We start from the raw sequence: 19,079 nt of genomic DNA on the forward strand, positions 1-19,079 counted from the left end.
TAGACTATGTCAAATACATTGAGTAAATATTTAAATATTCTTACCTATGTAATGATTGGTCTAACAGCTATTTTTGTGATCATGTTTTACTTAGGTGGAGAAATCCCAAACCAAGCACACACAACTCCAGTTTACACTGATCTTTTGATCAACTGGGCTAAAGTATTGTTTATTGCATCAGCTGCATTATCAATTCTATTCCCAATCGTTCAGATCGTTGTTAACCCTAAAGGAGCTCTTAAAGGTTTGATGGGATTAGTAGTACTTGGATTAGTAGTCCTTGTATCATACAGCATGTCAGACGCTACTTTGTTAGACCTACCAGGTTATACAGGTACTGACAACAACCCTGCTTCACTTCAATTTGCAGACACAGTACTTTACACTATGTACATCTTAGGTATAGGAACTGTAGCTTCAATTGTAGTTACTGAAATTATTAGAAGATTACGTTAAGAATATGATCCGAATTTACGGATTCGGATCGCAATACCTTTATTATGGCAAGAAAAACACCAGAGATTAACTCAAGTTCGATGGCCGATATTGCATTCTTGTTGCTGATTTTCTTCTTGGTATCAACTACTATGGATGTGGATACTGGTATCTATAAAAAGTTACCTCCTATCCCTGAAAAACAAGAAACACCAGAAGATATTAAGGTAAAAAAACGTAATGTTTTAGCGATATTGGTAAACCGTAACGATGAGTTGTTGGTGAATGGTGAACTTTTGGACATTTCACAATTGCGTGAAAAAACCAAAGAGTTTATCCTGAATCCAAACAATAGTGATGAACTTCCTGAAAAACAAGTTAAAACAGTTCCATATTTTGGAGATGTTATGGTTTCGAAAGGATTGGTTTCATTGCAGAACGACCGCGGTACGAGTTACGAAATGTATATTAGAGTTCAGGATGAGCTAGCCATTGCTGCTCGTGAATTAAAAGACGAAAAAGCAATGTCTAAATGGGGAAAAGTTTACAGTGAGTTGGATAAAGAACAACAAGATGCTGTAAAGAAATATGTCCCAATGGCAATTTCCGAGGCTGAACCTAAAAACGTAGGAGGGAAAAGATAATGTCAAAATTTAGAAAAGAAGGAGGCAAAGAACTTCCAGAAATTTCAACAGCGTCACTTCCTGATATCGTATTTATGCTTCTATTCTTCTTCATGGTATCAACTACCATGCGTGATGTAGAATTGAACGTAAGCTATCTACAGCCACAAGCTAAGGAATTGACAAAGCTAGAGAAAAAGGACTTGGTAAGTAACATCCATGTAGGTGTTCCTTTAAGAAAATACCAAAAAACTTTTGGTACTGAATCAAGAATCCAGCTGAACGATCAGTTTGCAACTGTTGACGATATTCAATCTTTCATTGCTTCGGAAAGAGAAGCAAGAAAAGAAGAATTACGTAACAAGTTGACAACCTCTCTAAAAGTTGACAGATACACAAAAATGGGTATCATTGTTGACATCAAACAAGAGTTAAGAAAAGCAAGTGCTTTGAAGCTGAACTATTCAGCTCTTCAAGGTGCTGACGAAAACTAAAAATTTTCGCGCTTAAAATATAAAAGGAGTCCATTAGGGCTCCTTTTTTTATGCAATGAATTGTATAGTATAAAAAAAAAGCTTGGAAATACATCCAAGCTTTGTGACCCGTACAGGATTCAAACCTGTGACCTTCAGAACCGGAATCTGATGTTCTATTCAGCTAAACTAACGGGCCAATGTGTGCACAAATTTAAAAAATTATTTTGTTCTCCTTTCCTACTCCAACATTCAATCTGTAATTGATTTTCAATAACTCTTCTAATCCTCTATTAACCAATTTTTAATAATAACATCAGTTCACTCAAAAACAGCCCTTTTATTTATAAACTTTTACTAATTTTGCGGACTGAATACATTGAAATAACCATATTTTATCAAAATATTACAATGGAGTACACATTTAAAGAAATAGAACAAAAATGGCAGAAGTACTGGAACGACAATAAAACCTACAAGGTTGATGTCGATGCAGACAAGCCAAAATTTTATGTGCTTGATATGTTCCCATACCCATCAGGAGCGGGATTACATGTTGGTCACCCACTAGGTTACATTGCATCTGATATCTATTCTCGTTACAAAACCCTCAAAGGTTTTAATGTACTCCACCCAATGGGATACGATGCATACGGATTGCCTGCAGAGCAATATGCAATCCAAACTGGGCAACACCCGGCAATTACCACAGAGCAAAACATTACACGCTATAGAGAACAATTGGATAAAATTGGCTTTTCATTCGATTGGGACAGAGAAGTGCGCACTTGTAATCCTGAATATTACAAATGGACACAATGGGCATTTATTCAAATGTTCAACCACTATTTCGATAACGAGACAGAAAAAGCTCAACCAATTTCAGCATTGGTAGCAAAATTCGAAGCAGAAGGAAATGCAAATGTAAATGCTGCTTGTTCTGAAACTGAAATTTTTACAGCTGAACAATGGAAAGCTTTATCAAATACAGCACAGCAGGAAATTCTTTTGAATTATCGCCTGGCTTACCTTGCGGATACAATGGTAAACTGGTGTCCTGAATTAGGAACTGTTTTAGCCAACGATGAAGTAAAAGATGGTTTATCCGAACGTGGAGGACATCCAGTAGTTCAAAAGAAAATGCGTCAATGGTCACTTCGAGTATCTGCTTATGCAAAAAGATTACTTGATGGTCTTGACAATTTGGAATGGACAGATTCTTTGAAGGAAATTCAGAAGAACTGGATTGGTCGTTCTGTTGGTGCAGAGGTGAATTTTGGAGTGAAAGATTCCGATATCAAAATGGAAATCTTCACCACTCGTCCCGACACCATCTTTGGAGTTACTTTTATGGTATTGGCACCAGAAAGTGAATTGGTTGATACTTTAACCACTACTGAGTGCAGAGAAAAAGTTGATGCATATATTGAAGCTACCAAGAAAAGAACCGAAAGAGAACGTTTGGCTGATGTAAAAACAGTTAGCGGTGAGTTCACAGGTGCTTATGCAATTCACCCATTCACAGGAGAAGAAATTCCAATTTGGGTAAGCGATTACGTGTTGGCTGGATATGGAACTGGAGCTATTATGGCAGTACCTGCTCATGATAGCCGTGACTACTCATTTGCCAAACATTTTGATTTACCAATCATCCAGGTTGTTTCTGGTGGTGATATTTCGGAGGAATCATATGATGCCAAGGAAGGAAAATCGATGAACTCTGATTTCCTAAACGGATTAGATGTTAAAGATGCGATTGTAAAAGCAAATGAAGAGGTAGAAGCAAGAGGCTTAGGAAAGAAAAAAATAAATTATAGATTGAGAGATGCGATTTTCTCTCGTCAGAGATATTGGGGTGAACCATTCCCAGTGTATTTCAAAGAAAACATGCCATACATGATGGAAATGGATCAGTTGCCTTTGGAATTACCAGAAATTGACAAGTACTTGCCAACTGAAAGTGGGGAACCACCATTGGGACGTGCTAAAGATTGGAAAACAGCAGATGGTCACCCAATTGAATTGAATACAATGCCTGGTTTTGCAGGATCATCAGCATATTATTTGCGTTATATGGATCCACGCAATAACGATGCGCTAGTTTCTAAGGAAGCAAATGAATACTGGCAAGATGTTGACTTGTATATCGGTGGAACTGAGCATGCAACTGGTCACTTGATTTATTCACGTTTCTGGAACAAGTTCTTATTCGATATCAACGAAGTTTGCAAAGATGAGCCTTTCAAGAAATTGATCAACCAAGGAATGATTCAAGGGCGTTCGAACTTTGTTTACAGAGTTAAGAACACCAACAAATTTGTTTCTTATGGATTGAGAAAAGAGCACGATACCACTGCAATTCACGTTGATGTAAACATCGTGAAGAATGATGTATTGGATACAGAAGCTTTCAAAGCCTGGAGACCAGAATTTAAGGATGCTGAATTTATTCTTGAAGATGACAAATACATCTGCGGATGGGCTGTTGAAAAAATGTCGAAATCGATGTTCAACGTTGTTAACCCGGATGTAATTGTAGAAGAATATGGTGCTGACACACTTCGTTTGTACGAAATGTTCCTTGGACCATTGGAAGCTCACAAACCTTGGGATACTAATGGTATTGATGGTGTTCACAAATTCTTAAAGAAACTTTGGAGATTATTCTACAAAGGTGAAAACTTTGAAGTTTCTGATGCTGAACCTACAAAAGATGAATTAAAAGTTCTTCACAAAACCATCAAGAAAATTCAGGATGATATCGAAAGATTTTCTTTCAACACATCAATTTCTGCTTTCATGATTTGTGTGAACGAATTAAGTAGCTTAAAGTGTAACAATAAGGCTGTACTAGAAGATTTCTTAAAGCTTCTTGCTCCTTTCGCACCGCATATTTCAGAAGAATTGTGGAACAAATGTGGCAACAAGGATAGTATAACCAAAGCAAGTTTCCCTGAATTCAATGAAAGCTTTGTTGCTGAAGATACTCATTCATACCCAGTGTCATTTAATGGTAAAATGAGGTTTAAGCTAGAGCTGTCACTAAGTATGAGTAAGGATGAAATTGAACAGGAAGTCCTGAATTGTGAACAGGCTCAAAAATGGATTGATGGAAAAACACCTAAGAAGGTAATTATCGTTCCTAAAAAAATCATCAACATAGTAGTATAAAGTAGAAAACAATAAGCACAATTTATAATCAGGCTTCGTTTTTCTAATAAACGGAGCCTTTTTTCTTCACATTGAATTATTTTTAAATTACAATGAAATTCTCTATTAATGAATTAAAATCATATGCTATTATTACACTTGGTTTGTGTGTTTATAGCTTTGGATGGACTGCATTTTTGATTCCTTCAGAAATTGTAGCAGGAGGTGCCGGTGGTATTGGGACCCTTATTTATTACGCATCAGGTGAGACAATTCCTGTTGGGTACTCCTATCTTGTAATTAATGTTTTTTTAATTTTAATTGCTTTACGTGTACTTGGGAGCAAATTCGGGATAAAAACCATATTTGGAATTGTTGTAGGTTCCCTTTTATTAACATTGCAACAAAGAGTATTTTCAGAACCTCTGGTAGATGACAAATTTATGGCAACCATTATTGGAGGAATCCTAGGCGGTGCTGGTATTGGAATCACTTTTACACAAGGAGGAAGTACAGGAGGAACTGATATTATTGCAATGATGGTAAACAAATATTACAATATCAGTCCTGGCAGAATCATTCTCTATTTAGATATTTTTATCATTGCATCTTCCTATTTTCTTTTTAAAGATATTTCTACCATTGTATATGGATACGTAGTAATGGGCGTTGCTGCTTATACCATAGATATGATGATTTCCGGTTCAAAACAATCGGCTCAGCTTTTTATTATTTCCAAAAACTACGAAGAAGTTGCAGCTAAATTAAGCGAAGAAACCGGACGTGGACTCTCTATGGTGCATACAACAGGTTGGTATACTCGTGAGGAAACCAAGATGTTAATGCTTGTAATTAGGAAGCATGAAACGCAGAACGTATTTAAAGTAATTAAGGAAGTAGATCCACAAGCATTTATCTCCATGGGAAGTGTAATGGGCGTTTACGGATTAGGTTTTGAAGAAATTAGAGCATAAAAGAAAAAATAATGGCTACTCAGAAAATCAGTTTATCAGAAAACATTCGTTCCTATTTAATTATTACCATAGGATTGCTTATTGGTTCTTTGGCATGGACCGGTTTTATAATACCATCTGGAATTGTAGGATCGGGCGTAAGTGGAATTGCAACCATGATATATTTTGTAACCGGAATAAAGGTTGGTTATAGTGTATTTTTAATCAATACAGTATTTCTACTGATATCATTACGTGTACTTGGCTTCTCTTTTGGAATAAAAACATTGTATGGAATTACCGTAATTTCATTTTTCCTATGGTTGTTTCAATCCATTATCACCGAACCTCTGGTTTCCGACAGGTTTATGTGTGCTATCATTGGAGGTATTATGGCTGGCGCTGGTGCAGGAATGATCTTATCGCGTGGTGGAAGCACAGGCGGCACCGACATTCTGGCCATGATGATAAACAAGTACAAGAACTACAGTCCGGGCCAGTTGCTTTTAACTATCGACGTAATAATAATATCATCCTCTTATTTTTTGGAGAATTCCATAGAACAGGTTGTATACGGATTTGTTACCATGGGAGTAAGTGCTTATTGTGTAGATATGATTATTGAAGGAAGCAAGCAGTCTGTTCAAATAATAATATTTACACAAAAACCTGAATTAATTCGCAAGGAAGCAATTCACAATTTAGATCAAGGACTTACTGTAATAAATGCAACTGGAGGCTATAGTAATGAGGATGTAAAAATCCTAATGCTTCTGGCCAAAAAACGTGATTCACAGACCATTTTAAATATGATAAAGCATGTAGATCCAGATGCATTCATATCTATGGGCAGTGTAATGGGCGTTTACGGTCAAGGTTTCGACAAGATCAAATCTTAAAACTTAAAAAAGCTTAAAACCTACAATCCTTAGATTATCCAGTTGTGTGACTATAAAAATAGTTATACCTTTAGGCTCGAATTCAAAATTTCCTAAATGAAAAAGTTCTTCAACTATAAAACTCTAATTATTGCAGCGCTTGTAATGATTGGTCTCTTTCTTTTTAAAAACTTTAAATCAGATGTACCTGAAGAAGTAAAAAGCGATAGTCATGAAATGATCGATTCAACCGCATTAGAACCTGTTAATTTAAAATATGGCTTTCCAATTGATGATTTTGAACATGAAGAGGGCAAAGTAAAGAGAAACCAGAGTTTGTCTACAATTCTAAGACAATACGATGTTTCATATGCTGCAATCGATAAAATTGCAAAAAAAGCCAAAAAAGTTTTTAATGTAAGACGAATTAAATCGGGACGCGAATATTCAGTTTTATTCTCTAAGGATAGCTTAAGAACTCCAGAGTACTTTGTATACGAAAACACACCCGTAGAATATATTGTTTTTGATTTACGAGATACTTTGCATGTATACAAAGGGGAAAAAGAGATTATTTACAAGCGTAGACAAATCAAAGGAACCATTGAAAGTTCGCTTTGGAATGCCATGGTTGAAGCTAATGCAGATCCTGTTTTATCCATCGAATTATCTGAAATCTATGCCTGGACAATAGATTTTTTTGGAATTGGTAAAGGCGATGAGTTCAATATCATTTATGAAGAAGCTTTTGTAGATGATAAACCAATAAGTGATATCAAAGTACTTGCCGCCAACTTTATTCATCACAAATCAGATAATTATGCTTTTGCTTTTAAAGAAGGTGATAAAGATGGATTTTTCGATGAAGAAGGAAAAAGCTTACAAAAGGCATTTTTAAAAGCACCATTGCGTTATTCCAGAATCAGTTCCAGATTTTCTAACCGCAGATACCACCCTGTTTTAAAAAGATACAGATCTCATCATGGGGTTGATTATGCTGCACCAACTGGAACTCCGGTTCACACAATTGGCGATGGAGTGATTATTAAGAAAGGCTACCAAAAAAGAGGCGGCGGAAGATATTTAAAAATAAAACACAACAGTGTATACACCACAACCTATATGCATTTATCCCGTTTTGCCAAAGGAATGAACACAGGTGTTAGGGTAAAACAAGGTCAAACCATTGCTTATGTAGGTTCTTCAGGCTTATCAACAGGGCCACATCTCGATTTTAGGGTACATAAAAATGGAAGTCCAATTAATCCATTAAGAATGAAATCACCTCCTGTAGCTCCCGTTAAGAAAGAAAATCAGGCTCAATTTGAAGCTCTTAAAAACAAATTGATGCAAGAATTGAATGGATTAGACAGTATTCCTGAGCCATTACTTCCTGATTCAATAAATAATACACTTACATCTACAAAGGAAGAGACAGTCCAAAAATAATAACCTGAGTTCGCTTAAAAATAATAGAGCAATTACATTAAAGTAATTGCTCTATTATTTTTGGGAAGTGTTCATATTCCAATTTGTGAACTTTATTTGCAACATCCTCGGCTGTATCATCAGGTTCGACCGCACATTTGGCTTGAAATACAATTTCACCTTCGTCGTATTTCTCACTTACCATGTGTATGGTAATTCCTGATTCTGATTCGCGATTTTCTACTACCGATTTGTGAACATTCATACCATACATCCCTTTCCCACCATATTTTGGCAACAAAGCCGGATGTATATTTACAATTCTACCTGAATATTCTTTTAGCAAATTAGTGGGAATCAACCATAAAAACCCAGCCAACACAATAAAATCAACTTGCTTTTCTTTTAAATAATCTACCACTTTTGATGTTTCCTTAAAGTCTGATTTAGAAAAAACTAAAGAAGGAATTTTTAACTTTTCGGCTCGATTTAGCACAAAAGCATTAGAATTATTTGTAAGAACACAAGCAATCTTAACATTCGAATTATTTTTAAAATACAATGCTATATTCTCTACGTTAGTTCCTGACCCCGAAGCAAATAAGGCGATTCTTTTCATGGTAAATATGTTGTTTAAAAAGTATGTTCAAAGGTATATAAAAGCCATTGGATGTAAAATAATTTCGCTAGAAAAGGAAAAAGAATTACATTTGTCCCCAACTTTGTGAAAAAGATTTGAATTTTTTCAAGTAAATTTATTTCTTTGCACAGTTGAAAATTAATTAGTTTAATATTAATCATTTAAATTTTAAAGTTATGTCTGATATTGCATCTAGAGTAAAAGCTATCATTGTTGATAAGTTGGGTGTAGACGAAACTGAAGTAACTCCAGAAGCTAGCTTCACTAACGATCTAGGAGCTGACTCATTGGATACAGTTGAGCTAATCATGGAATTCGAAAAAGAGTTTAACATCGCTATTCCAGATGATCAAGCAGAAAACATCGGTACAGTAGGTGACGCTGTTTCTTACATCGAAGAAAACGCTAAGTAATTATTAACCAGACCCTTTTTTATGGAATTTAGAAGAGTAGTTGTAACTGGGCTCGGAACAATTAACCCTATTGGTAATAGTATTGCCGAATATTGGGAGAATTTGGAGAATGGTGTAGGCGGTGCTGGAATGATCACTCATTTCGATGCCTCTAAATTCAAGACCCAGTTCGCTTGCGAAGTTAAAAATTTCGATGCTAAAGAGCATTTTGATCGTAAAGAGGTTCGCAAACTGGATTTATATACTCAGTATGCACTTGTAGCTGTTAAAGAAGCTATGGCTGATTGCGGTTTAGATCTTGAGTCGGAAGATTTAACAAAAGCCGGAGTAATTTGGGGTTCTGGTATCGGCGGTATTAAAACTTTCTTAGATGAAGTTAAAGGATATGCAAACGGGGATGGAACTCCTCGTTTCTCTCCGTTTTTCATCCCTAAGATGATTTCTGATATTGCTGCCGGCCATATTTCGATGAAGTATGGATTCCAAGGACCAAACTACGGTACAGTTTCTGCATGCGCCTCCTCTTCACACGCAATTATTGATGCGATGAACTACATCCGTCTAGGTAAAGCTGATGTCTTTATCACAGGTGGATCTGAAGCATCAGTAAATGAAGCAGGATTAGGTGGTTTTAATTCAATGCAGGCATTGTCTACTAACAATGATGAGTTTGAAACTGCATCTCGTCCGTTCTGTAAAACTCGTGACGGTTTCGTTATGGGTGAAGGAGCAGGCTGTTTAATTCTAGAAGAATATGAACATGCCAAAGCACGAGGAGCTAAGATTTATGCTGAAGTTGTTGGTGGAGGAATGTCCGGTGATGCTTATCACCTTACTGCAACTCACCCTGAAGGTAGAGGAGCCATTAACTCAATGAATATGGCTTTGAATGACGCTGATTTGAAACCAGAAGATATCGACTATATCAATGTTCACGGAACATCAACTCCAGTTGGTGATATTCCTGAAACTAAGGCGGTACAAACTGTTTTCGGCGAGCATGCATATAAATTAAACATTAGTTCTACAAAATCGATGACAGGACACTTGTTAGGTGCTGCAGGATCTGTTGAAGCAATTGCTAGTATCTTAGCAATGAACAACCAAACAGTTCCTCCTACCATCAATCACAAGGAGCAAGATCCACAAATCGATGAAAGACTAAACCTTACACTTCACAAAGCTCAAAAGCGCGAAATCAGAGCTGCTTTGAGTAATACTTTTGGTTTTGGCGGACACAATGCATCCGTAATTTTCAAATCATTTAGTGAATAATTTGTGATTAAGTCTATTATTCAATCCATAAAACTTTTTTTCTTTCCTAGGAGGGAGTTTTATGGATTGTTATTTGATTTTCTAGGGTTTTATCCTAACAAACCCGACTTGTATGAATTGGCTTTCATACACAAATCGGCCAGTATACCTAAGAATGGCTTTAACATGAATAATGAACGTCTGGAATATCTGGGCGATGCAATTCTTGGTGCCGTAATTGCCGATATCCTTTACAAGTATTTCCCTAACAAAGACGAAGGTTTCCTAACTCAAATTCGTTCTAAAATTGTTAGTCGCGAATCGCTAAACAAACTTGCCCTTAAAATTGGCTTGGATAATCATGTTGTATCTAATGTAAATATGAATAACAACAAACATATTTATGGAGATGCATTCGAAGCTTTAATTGGAGCAATTTATCTTGACCAGGGGTATCTTAAAACCCGTACTTTTATCGAAGATAAAATCTTTAAGAAATATATCAATTTGGAAGAAGTTGTGACAGTAGAAACCAACTTTAAGAGCAAATTGATTGAATGGGCACAAAAGAATAAAAAAGACGTTTTCTTCGACACACAAGAAGATGGTGTTGATAAGACATTGCGTTTGCCTTTATTTATTTCTGAAGTTGAAGTAGAGGAAGTAAAAATGGGTAAAGGTATTGGTACTTCAAAGAAAGAAGCACAGCAGAAAGCTGCTCGTGAAGCCTTGAAAAGAATCAACCAGAAAGAACTGGCATCCTAATTCAATTTATCCTTTGTATTATTAAAATTCTTCAGGTGATTTAATAAATCAAGCTGACAGGAATTGCCATGTCTAAATGTAAGCATATTTTGGTGAATACCAGATACAAAAAAAAGGACGGTAACCACAACCGCCCTTTCATCTAACTATTAACCAAAATTTTTAATCAAGGAGATTGTTCCTTATAGATTCGCTCTCCGATAGCAAATATAGTATCAAATTATAAACTTCAAATACCTTTTCAGTAAAAATTTGTTGAAATAACGAATTTTTCCACTAATTATAATCAATCCTAATTTAGAGAAGCTATATTTCATTAAAATATTCTAATTTCCTGATCAATAACAAACTTATACATCACTTGTGTTAAAGATTGTTAAGTCGTAATTGTAGGATAATGATTTTTTTATCTTTGTATACGTGAAACAAGCATGATTAAAATAATTATTCAAAACACACTACAGTAATTGTTTTTATCTTGCAGCTTCCTCCCGGTAATATTGGGATGACTAATGGAAGAAAATAAAAAAAGATGAATCAGAAGTACATTTGGTTAGTTACGATTGTTTTGTGTATATCATTGTTTGGATTGATATTGGTCCAAATAAAATACTTTCAATCTGCATCAAAACTTAAAGAAGAACAATTTGCTTTAACCGTTAGCAAAGCTTTAGATCAAGTTGTTAAAAAGTTGGAACATGATGAAAAATGGCATTCTATCGTAAAGGGGAATGGCACGAATAGCTCTGGTACTTCCGGACAAACTTCCATCATAAATGAAAGTTCCAAGTTTACCTATACCATGGATCCAAAACACGATATGTTGACCTTTAGTATTTCTCATGAGAACAAAAATATTAATATCGCTTCAGGACCATTAAAATCAGGTGGATTAGCAAATTTTCAGCAGCAATTCAATAAAGCCCTAAAAAATAGTGGGGGTAATATTGGTCAATTTGCATCCAAACTAAGAAATGAAAATTTAAAACTAAACGATCGTATTGATCTTAAGGAACTTCCAAAACTAATAAAGCAAATACTGCGAGATAATGGTATTAATTTAAATTTCGAATATGCCGTCAAAGTAAACAATATCAAATTTGAAACTGCATCGAAAAATTACTTTAGGAATCCATCGGTCATCAGGTATACAAAATTAATGTTTCCAAATGATGTTTTTGCCAGTTCAAATGTTTTACACATTTATTTTCCTGGCCAACAAAAGCATATGATTCAATACACCATGCTGTTTCCTTCATTTATTCTTACATTGGTATTGATACTTTGCAGTGCTTTTACAATTTTCATCATCTTCCGCCAAAAAAAATTGTCGAAAATCAAAAACGATTTTATCAACAATATGACTCACGAGTTTAAAACTCCGATTTCAACAATATCATTGGCATCACAAATGTTGAAAGACAATAGTGTTGCAACCACACAAAGCTTTATCGATCATATTGCAAAAATCATTAACGATGAAAGTAAACGATTAACTTACCAGGTTGAAAAAGTATTGCAAATGGCAGTATTTAATGAAGCCAGAATGAAGTTAAAGTTGAAACCTATAAGTGTTCATAAAATAATTCAAAATTTATTACCTAACTTTACTATTAGAGCAGAAGATAAAAGTGGTAACATGTATCAAAATTTAGACGCCAGCCAGGATACAATTATGGCGGACGAGGTTCATGTTAGCAATGTTATCTCAAACCTGTTGGACAATGCAATTAAATATTGCAAGGACAATCCGGAAATCAGTATCAGTACCAGAAACAAAGACAAGGGTATTGTTATTTCGATTACTGATAATGGCATTGGAATATCGAAAGAAGATCAGAAAATGGTTTTCGAGCGCTTTTTCCGTGTTCATACAGGCAACGTGCACGATGTAAAAGGATTTGGCTTGGGCTTATCCTATGTGAAGAAAGTTGTTGATGCACACAATGGTGAAGTAAATGTAGACAGTGTTCTCGAAAAGGGATCCAAATTTGAAGTATATCTTCCTTTAAAAAAATAGACGCAATGGAACAAGTTAAAATCTTATTAGCCGAGGATGATGCGAATCTAGGCCTTTTGCTTAAAGAATATTTAATCGCTAAAAATTATAACACTACTCTTTGCGAAGATGGTGACAAAGCTTACGATGAGTTCTTGAAGAATCCATACGACCTGTGCATTTTTGATATCATGATGCCTCATCGGGATGGTTTTACACTTGCAAAGGATATTCGTTTAATCAATAGCGAAATTCCAATTATCTTTCTTACTGCAAAATCGATGAAAGAAGATGTTCTGGAAGGTTTCAAACTTGGTGCTGATGATTATATGACCAAGCCATTTAGTATGGAAGAACTTTTGGTAAGAATAGAAGCTGTATTGAGACGAACTTCGGGAGTAAAACCTGAAAACAACCAGGAAGAATTTAAATTGGGTCGTTATACTTTCGATGCTAAAAAGCAATATTTGGTTGATGGAGATGAAACCATTAAACTAACAACCAAAGAATCGGAACTTTTAAAGCTACTTTGCAACAATGTAAATAAGGTATTGGAGCGAAACCTGGCATTAAAAACCATTTGGTCCGACGATAATTATTTCAATGCGCGTAGTATGGATGTTTACATTACAAAACTTCGTAAACACTTAAAGGAAGAGCCAAGCATCGAAATTATAAACGTTCACGGTAAAGGTTATAAACTGATAATGTAATCCACCAGATATCAAAAAAGCTGCTTTAAAAAGCAGCTTTTTTTTGATTATGAGGGCAAGAAACTACTCCTTTTGTTTCTTCGATTTCTTTCTTTTAATCTTTTTCACCTTCTTTCCATCCTTCTCCTCTACCGTAACCTCAACATCCACTTCGTGATCTCCATGTTTCTCAATCCAAACATTGTCTTTGCCCGAACTCTTAATTTTAATAATTTTCACACCATCCTCCTCAGTAATTTCAACATCGTCGGAATCTTGAATGATGATAATTTTTTCTGCTTTTTTCCCATGAAATGGAAGTACATTTAATTTGTGTTTACCTCCTTTAAGCATTTCAATATGGATGTCTTTCGAAATACAAGAATCACCTGAGTGAAAAATAAAATCCTTATCCGGGAACTTAAATTTCTTCATTATTCTTATTGCATCCCCATCAAAAGTAGAGTCGACATTAAAAACAAAGCTCTCGATCATTTTGGAATGCTTTCCATGCTTTTTATCATCATTAGAATACCAAACCATATGCTTTCTCATTAAAGAGTCTGGCACACCCTTTAATTCAATAATTTTCATGATTTCATCATGATCTTTATGCTCGTAGAAAATCGTATCGATAACAGTTTCTTTTCCATCTTCAACCACTTTAACCTTTACATGTACCTCATGTTTTTCCTTTTTCTTATCCTTCTCTTGAGCGAAAGTAACTTGTGACATCAACAAAACAGCACAACACAGGCTTAGTAAGAGTCTAAATCGTTTCATAACCATTGTATTTAAATTTGACTTGAATTATCTACTTTCAAAATTATCATACAACTGAAAAAAAGGCAGTTAAGCTTTAGCTAAAAAGAGTTAAGGAAAGGTTAAAATAGCGATCAGCAGTCAGCTTTCAGCTACTAGCCCCAAGCTATAAAACTTATTACGCTTAAAATTGTTATTATAAGCCTCTTTAGCGCTTGGAGTAAAAAAAAAGCTGTCCGAAAAATCGAACAGCTTTGTATATTTTTTTATGCTGACAGGATCTCCGAACGCTGTCAGATTACATTATTAGTCTAACTTAAGAACCGCAAGGAAAGCTTTCTGAGGTACTTCTACGTTACCCACCTGCTTCATACGCTTCTTCCCTTTTTTCTGCTTTTCCAAAAGTTTACGCTTACGCGTGATATCACCACCATAACATTTAGCAGTTACATCTTTACGAACAGCCTTAACAGTTTCACGAGAAATAATTTTGGCTCCAATTGCCCCTTGAATGGCAATATCAAACTGCTGTCTTGGAATCAATTCTTTCAGCTTCTCACACATTCTTCTACCGAATGCCTGTGCATTATCGAAGTGAATTAAAGTAGAAAGTGCATCCACACCTTCACCATTCAACAGAATGTCCAGTTTTACCAATTTTGCAGGACGGAATCCAATCTGGAAATAATCGAAAGAAGCATATCCTTTCGAAATACTTTTTAGCTTATCGTAGAAATCGAATACAATCTCACCCAATGGCATTTCGTAAGTCAGCTCTACCCTGTCGCTGGTCAAGTATTGCTGATTGGTCATGATACCACGTTTGCTCATACAAAGTGTCATCAACGGACCAACAAACTCCGATTTAGAGATAATCTGAGCTCGAATAAATGGCTCCTCGATATAATCCAATGCATTCGGATCTGGCATATCTGATGGATTGTGCATCTCGAACTCATCACCTTTCTTGGTGTGTGCAATATACGATACGTTAGGAACCGTGGTAATTACGTTCATATCGAACTCACGATCCAAACGTTCCTGAACAATTTCCATGTGCAATAGTCCCAGGAATCCACAACGGAAACCAAAACCAAGTGCCAATGACGATTCCGGCTCAAAAGTCAGGGAAGCATCATTCAGCTTCAATTTCTCCATTGCTGCACGCAAATCTTCATAATCTTCCGAATCGATTGGGTAAACCCCGGCAAATACCATTGGTTTTACTTCCTCGAAACCTTCAATGGCTGCATCGCAAGGATTCGCTTTGTGTGTAATGGTATCCCCTACCTTTACCTCGGTTGATGTTTTAATACCCGAAATGATATAACCTACATCACCCGTTTTCAGAACCTTTCTTGGTTCCTGAGTCAAACGCAGCACACCAATTTCATCGGCCTGGTATTCCTTCTCGGTATTTACGAATTTTACCAAATCACCTTTGCTGATTTCACCATTCAAAATACGAATGTAGGTAATGATACCACGGAACGAATTGTATTCCGAATCAAAAATCAAAGCTTGCAATGGTGCATCAGGATCTCCTTCCGGAGCTGGAACACGATCAACAATGGCTTCCAATATATCAGGAACTCCCTCACCGGTCTTTCCACTGGCAGCCAAAATCTCACTCTCATCACATCCCAACAAATCCACAATCTGATCCTTCACGTCTTCAGGATTCGCATTTGGCAAGTCAATCTTGTTCAAGACCGGAATAATTTCCAAATCATTTTCGATTGCCAAATAAAGATTGGATATGGTTTGTGCCTGAATTCCCTGGGTAGCATCAACAATCAACAATGCTCCTTCGCAGGCAGCAATCGATCTTGACACCTCGTAAGAGAAGTCAACGTGACCCGGTGTATCAATCAGGTTTAAGGTATACTTTTCACCATCGCGCATATAATCCATTTGGATTGCATGACTCTTGATGGTAATCCCACGCTCGCGCTCCAAATCCATATCATCTAGTACCTGCGCCTGCTTTTGGCGGTCGGTAATGGTGTTGGTAACGTCTAACAAACGATCGGCCAAGGTAGATTTACCGTGGTCGATGTGGGCTATGATGCAAAAATTTCGAATGTTCTTCATTGTCAATTACGAATTACGATCCCGATAGCTATCGGGAATAAATTACCAATTAGAAGTTACAAATTACGAAAGTTTTATCCCGATTCGTAATTCGCAAATATAAATTCCTAATTGAATCCGCAAAGATATTTAATTCCTTGGACTTTGGAAAGTTGAATTGCGAAATCGCATCGAAGAAATTGGGAATTAAGAAAATGTGATGATTCCCAGCAAAAAAAGTAGCAACTTGAAGTCTGCAAGCAGCATGACAAGCATGAAAAATGCATTCTCTTCTCGTTCTTTAAGAAGGTAGTAAATATTTTATCGAGCCATCCACACCCCCAAGAACTCACCCATTTCGAAAACCTGCATGCCTACAATGGTCATCAATGCAAATAAACAGGTCAACTCTTCCTTGCTCAATTTTATTCTCTTCATCGTATTCTAAATTTTAAATTTCTTTTTTAAGGTTCTTCCGATAAGCAACAAGCCTATTCCAATACCATTGCATAACAATCCCATTATTAAATACAAAGGATCTGCACCTGCCAATATTCTTGTGATTAGGTATAAACCTATAAAGAAAAGAAGAGTTGACAGAATAAGTATAATTGTAGAAAATTCCTTCATAACGTAATATGTGTTAAATATACTAATTCTTTTTAGTATACCATTCATACCGCTCAACAGAATAATAATTAATAACGATAATTTAAAATAAATTGCCACTTTATTCTAAGTGAGAATCACATTTACTGCTAATATACAAGCAAATAAGCCTGAACTTAAATTATCTAATTTATCCATTTTACAACTTTTGAAGAAAGAGCTACTCCTTGTGAAGAAACCCACAGGAAGGTTTAATGGTCTTAATATTGAATTATACAGGTTAGATATCAACCAAATTTTCAATTTGATAAAAATAAAATGCCACAAAATCATGCCTATTAGGGGTGCCATAATATCGTAAATATCAAAATTTCGTCCTGCTTTAAAAAGATCATATTCCATTAGAATAATTGAAACGATACTTATGAAAAAAAACCAAACTACATTTAACTTAGGGTAAAGAAATCGCAATGTTATTGGAAAAATAAGTCCAATATCTAAAAGACATGTTTTTTTCGATACAAAAGGTGTATTAAAATAATTGCTATAACTGTAAGAAACGTGCAAAGTATTGATCCTTCGAAGCCAAAATCACCACCATTAAAGATATTTTTTACAGATATATCAAAAGTAACAAAGGAATTGATATTTATCCCACTCACATTATAATCAAATACACAAGCTTGAATAAAATTCCAAAACAAATGTAAACTAATAGGATACCAGATATTTTTGGTATAAATATATGTACTGCCTAAAAGAATCCCTGCCAATACAAGATTAAGAATACTCAACCAATTTAGATTATCATTGAAGCTATGAAGTAATGCAAATATGCAGGATGTTATTATTAATGCCCATTTTTTATTCATAGTATCCATCAGATTATTAAGAATATAACCTCTACATAATACTTCCTCTCCTAAAGATATTGTTGCAAAAAGAAGAATTCCATAAATAAAATCACTTCTATCAAAATCAATAGAAATAATGCTAATTTGATTAAATACCACTAGTATTACAGTGCCAAAACATATAATAAAAATAGCTGTAAGTCCTCCCAATACAATATCCTTAACTTTATTTGTTAATGAAAAGCCCATTGAGACAATACTCTTTAAATCAGCACATCTACGAAATACAAATACTACTAATAAAGTACCGATTAATCCAATCCCTTGACAAATAAAATTTTGCTTTAAAGATAAATTCTGAGGTTGAGAAAAATTATTTAGATTACCATCAACGATTAAATATCCGAATAAACCAAAAAGGCCACTAACAAACACATAGCTTATTAAGATTAGGATTATTCTTACTCCTATGGGAAGAATTGGAATGGGTTTATTGTTTGTCATCTATTTTCATTTGTAAAGTATTCTTCTATCCCAAAAAACTTGTGTTGTTGGGATAGAAGAAATTTATATTATTTACTTCCCATCATATCCCATGGTGCATGTGAATTGTGCTTCCCATAGTGATAATTATTACTTACAAAAAAACCAAGGAATTCAGCCATCCAACCTCCTCCATTAATTGATTTTAATTCTCGTTTAGATAGGTCTTTTATTTTTTTAGATTTCATAATTTTAATTTTTAGTGTTTATTGATAATAATTGGCAGCTGAATCCCATCCACTTTTATAATCATCAGGATTATTTTGAGCATCATTAATACACGCTCCAATAAACAAGGCTAAAGATAACCATACTAGTCCTCCATCAGTGCCTTTTAATTCCTTAGCATCCATTTCAAGAACGCCGTACTTTTCTAACTTTTTCATATTCACAAAATTTTAAATTGTTTATTAAATCAATTAATTTTGTGCAGGCTTTTAAGCTAAGTCCGATGAACAGCATGGGTTCTCCAAAACACTTCTGTTTTTCGGGCTTTTTAACCTACACTTTATATATTCGCATTGGCCAAATTTGA

Annotated in this window: 19 protein-coding genes and 1 tRNA gene; 12 read left to right on the forward strand and 8 right to left on the reverse strand. The window is 35.2% G+C overall.

Annotation, left to right across the window (positions count from 1 at the left end; genetic code table 11):
* The first annotated feature begins 6 nt into the window (after positions 1-6).
* The 3 genes from NQ163_RS16825 to NQ163_RS16835 are packed head-to-tail and all read left to right on the forward strand — an operon-like array spanning position 7 to position 1,552.
* A complete protein-coding gene (locus NQ163_RS16825; protein ID WP_268191506.1) occupies positions 7-456 on the forward strand; it encodes a hypothetical protein in 450 nt (149 codons plus the stop codon).
* A gap of 44 nt (positions 457-500) precedes the next feature.
* Positions 501-1,079 (forward strand): ExbD/TolR family protein, encoded by a 579-nt coding sequence (locus NQ163_RS16830; RefSeq protein ID WP_268191507.1) that lies wholly within the window; start codon positions 501-503, stop codon positions 1,077-1,079.
* On the forward strand, positions 1,079-1,552 hold the full coding sequence (locus NQ163_RS16835; protein ID WP_268191508.1) for an ExbD/TolR family protein: 474 nt from the start codon (positions 1,079-1,081) through the stop codon (positions 1,550-1,552). Before NQ163_RS16830 ends, NQ163_RS16835 begins: the two co-directional genes overlap by 1 nt.
* A 104-nt stretch (positions 1,553-1,656) precedes the next feature.
* Here the strand turns inward: NQ163_RS16835 and NQ163_RS16840 are convergent.
* Positions 1,657-1,730, reverse strand: a tRNA-Arg gene (locus NQ163_RS16840).
* Positions 1,731-1,942: 212 nt separating this feature from the next.
* Here NQ163_RS16840 and leuS point away from each other — a divergent pair.
* The 4 genes from leuS to NQ163_RS16860 all read left to right on the forward strand — a co-directional run bounded on the left by leuS (position 1,943) and on the right by NQ163_RS16860 (position 7,961).
* The gene (gene leuS, locus NQ163_RS16845) at positions 1,943-4,702 is read left to right on the forward strand and encodes a leucine--tRNA ligase (protein WP_268191509.1); all 2,760 of its coding nucleotides are present in this window, start codon (positions 1,943-1,945) and stop codon (positions 4,700-4,702) included.
* Positions 4,703-4,794: 92 nt separating this feature from the next.
* Positions 4,795-5,655, forward strand: a complete 861-nt coding sequence (locus NQ163_RS16850) for a YitT family protein (protein WP_268191510.1) — start codon at positions 4,795-4,797, stop codon at positions 5,653-5,655.
* 11 nt (positions 5,656-5,666) lie between these two features.
* The gene (locus NQ163_RS16855; RefSeq protein WP_268191511.1) at positions 5,667-6,533 is read left to right on the forward strand and encodes a YitT family protein; all 867 of its coding nucleotides are present in this window, start codon (positions 5,667-5,669) and stop codon (positions 6,531-6,533) included.
* A gap of 96 nt (positions 6,534-6,629) precedes the next feature.
* Positions 6,630-7,961 (forward strand): M23 family metallopeptidase, encoded by a 1,332-nt coding sequence (locus tag NQ163_RS16860; RefSeq protein ID WP_268191512.1) that lies wholly within the window; start codon positions 6,630-6,632, stop codon positions 7,959-7,961.
* 37 nt (positions 7,962-7,998) lie between these two features.
* On the opposite strand, the gene purN is transcribed toward NQ163_RS16860, so the two are convergent.
* The gene (purN, locus tag NQ163_RS16865; RefSeq protein ID WP_268191513.1) at positions 7,999-8,559 is read right to left on the reverse strand and encodes a phosphoribosylglycinamide formyltransferase; all 561 of its coding nucleotides are present in this window, start codon (positions 8,557-8,559) and stop codon (positions 7,999-8,001) included.
* Between the two features lie 197 nt (positions 8,560-8,756).
* Between purN and NQ163_RS16870 the strand changes: the two genes are divergently transcribed.
* From NQ163_RS16870 to rprY, 5 genes are all read left to right on the forward strand, one after another.
* Complete coding sequence (locus NQ163_RS16870; protein WP_054718918.1) at positions 8,757-8,993, forward strand: acyl carrier protein; 237 nt, start codon at positions 8,757-8,759, stop codon at positions 8,991-8,993.
* A 21-nt stretch (positions 8,994-9,014) separates the two neighbouring features.
* On the forward strand, positions 9,015-10,268 hold the full coding sequence (gene fabF / locus NQ163_RS16875; RefSeq protein ID WP_268191514.1) for a beta-ketoacyl-ACP synthase II: 1,254 nt from the start codon (positions 9,015-9,017) through the stop codon (positions 10,266-10,268).
* Between the two features lie 3 nt (positions 10,269-10,271).
* A complete protein-coding gene (gene rnc / locus NQ163_RS16880) occupies positions 10,272-11,012 on the forward strand; it encodes a ribonuclease III (protein ID WP_268191515.1) in 741 nt (246 codons plus the stop codon).
* Between the two features lie 532 nt (positions 11,013-11,544).
* Positions 11,545-13,032, forward strand: a complete 1,488-nt coding sequence (locus NQ163_RS16885; protein ID WP_268191516.1) for a sensor histidine kinase — start codon at positions 11,545-11,547, stop codon at positions 13,030-13,032.
* Between the two features lie 5 nt (positions 13,033-13,037).
* Complete coding sequence (gene rprY, locus NQ163_RS16890) at positions 13,038-13,724, forward strand: response regulator transcription factor RprY (protein WP_268191517.1); 687 nt, start codon at positions 13,038-13,040, stop codon at positions 13,722-13,724.
* 63 nt (positions 13,725-13,787) lie between these two features.
* Here the strand turns inward: rprY and NQ163_RS16895 are convergent, their stop codons facing one another.
* The 6 genes from NQ163_RS16895 to NQ163_RS16920 form a co-directional block, all read right to left on the reverse strand.
* A complete protein-coding gene (locus NQ163_RS16895; protein ID WP_268191518.1) occupies positions 13,788-14,486 on the reverse strand; it encodes a hypothetical protein in 699 nt (232 codons plus the stop codon).
* A 285-nt stretch (positions 14,487-14,771) separates the two neighbouring features.
* Positions 14,772-16,559, reverse strand: coding sequence for a translation elongation factor 4 (lepA, locus tag NQ163_RS16900; protein ID WP_268191519.1), 1,788 nt, complete (start codon positions 16,557-16,559; stop codon positions 14,772-14,774).
* Between the two features lie 423 nt (positions 16,560-16,982).
* Positions 16,983-17,168 carry a hypothetical protein gene (locus tag NQ163_RS16905; protein WP_268191520.1) on the reverse strand — a complete coding sequence of 62 codons (186 nt, stop codon included), beginning with the start codon at positions 17,166-17,168 and terminating at the stop codon, positions 16,983-16,985.
* 476 nt (positions 17,169-17,644) lie between these two features.
* Positions 17,645-18,505 carry a CPBP family intramembrane glutamic endopeptidase gene (locus NQ163_RS16910; RefSeq protein WP_268191521.1) on the reverse strand — a complete coding sequence of 287 codons (861 nt, stop codon included), beginning with the start codon at positions 18,503-18,505 and terminating at the stop codon, positions 17,645-17,647.
* A gap of 68 nt (positions 18,506-18,573) precedes the next feature.
* On the reverse strand, positions 18,574-18,732 hold the full coding sequence (locus tag NQ163_RS16915) for a hypothetical protein (protein ID WP_268191522.1): 159 nt from the start codon (positions 18,730-18,732) through the stop codon (positions 18,574-18,576).
* Positions 18,733-18,750: 18 nt separating this feature from the next.
* Positions 18,751-18,930, reverse strand: coding sequence for a hypothetical protein (locus NQ163_RS16920; protein ID WP_268191523.1), 180 nt, complete (start codon positions 18,928-18,930; stop codon positions 18,751-18,753).
* Positions 18,931-19,079 lie beyond the last annotated feature (149 nt).

It is taken from the genome of Marinifilum sp. D737 (assembly GCF_026672275.1).
Classification (GTDB): Bacteria; Bacteroidota; Bacteroidia; order Bacteroidales; family Marinifilaceae; genus Marinifilum.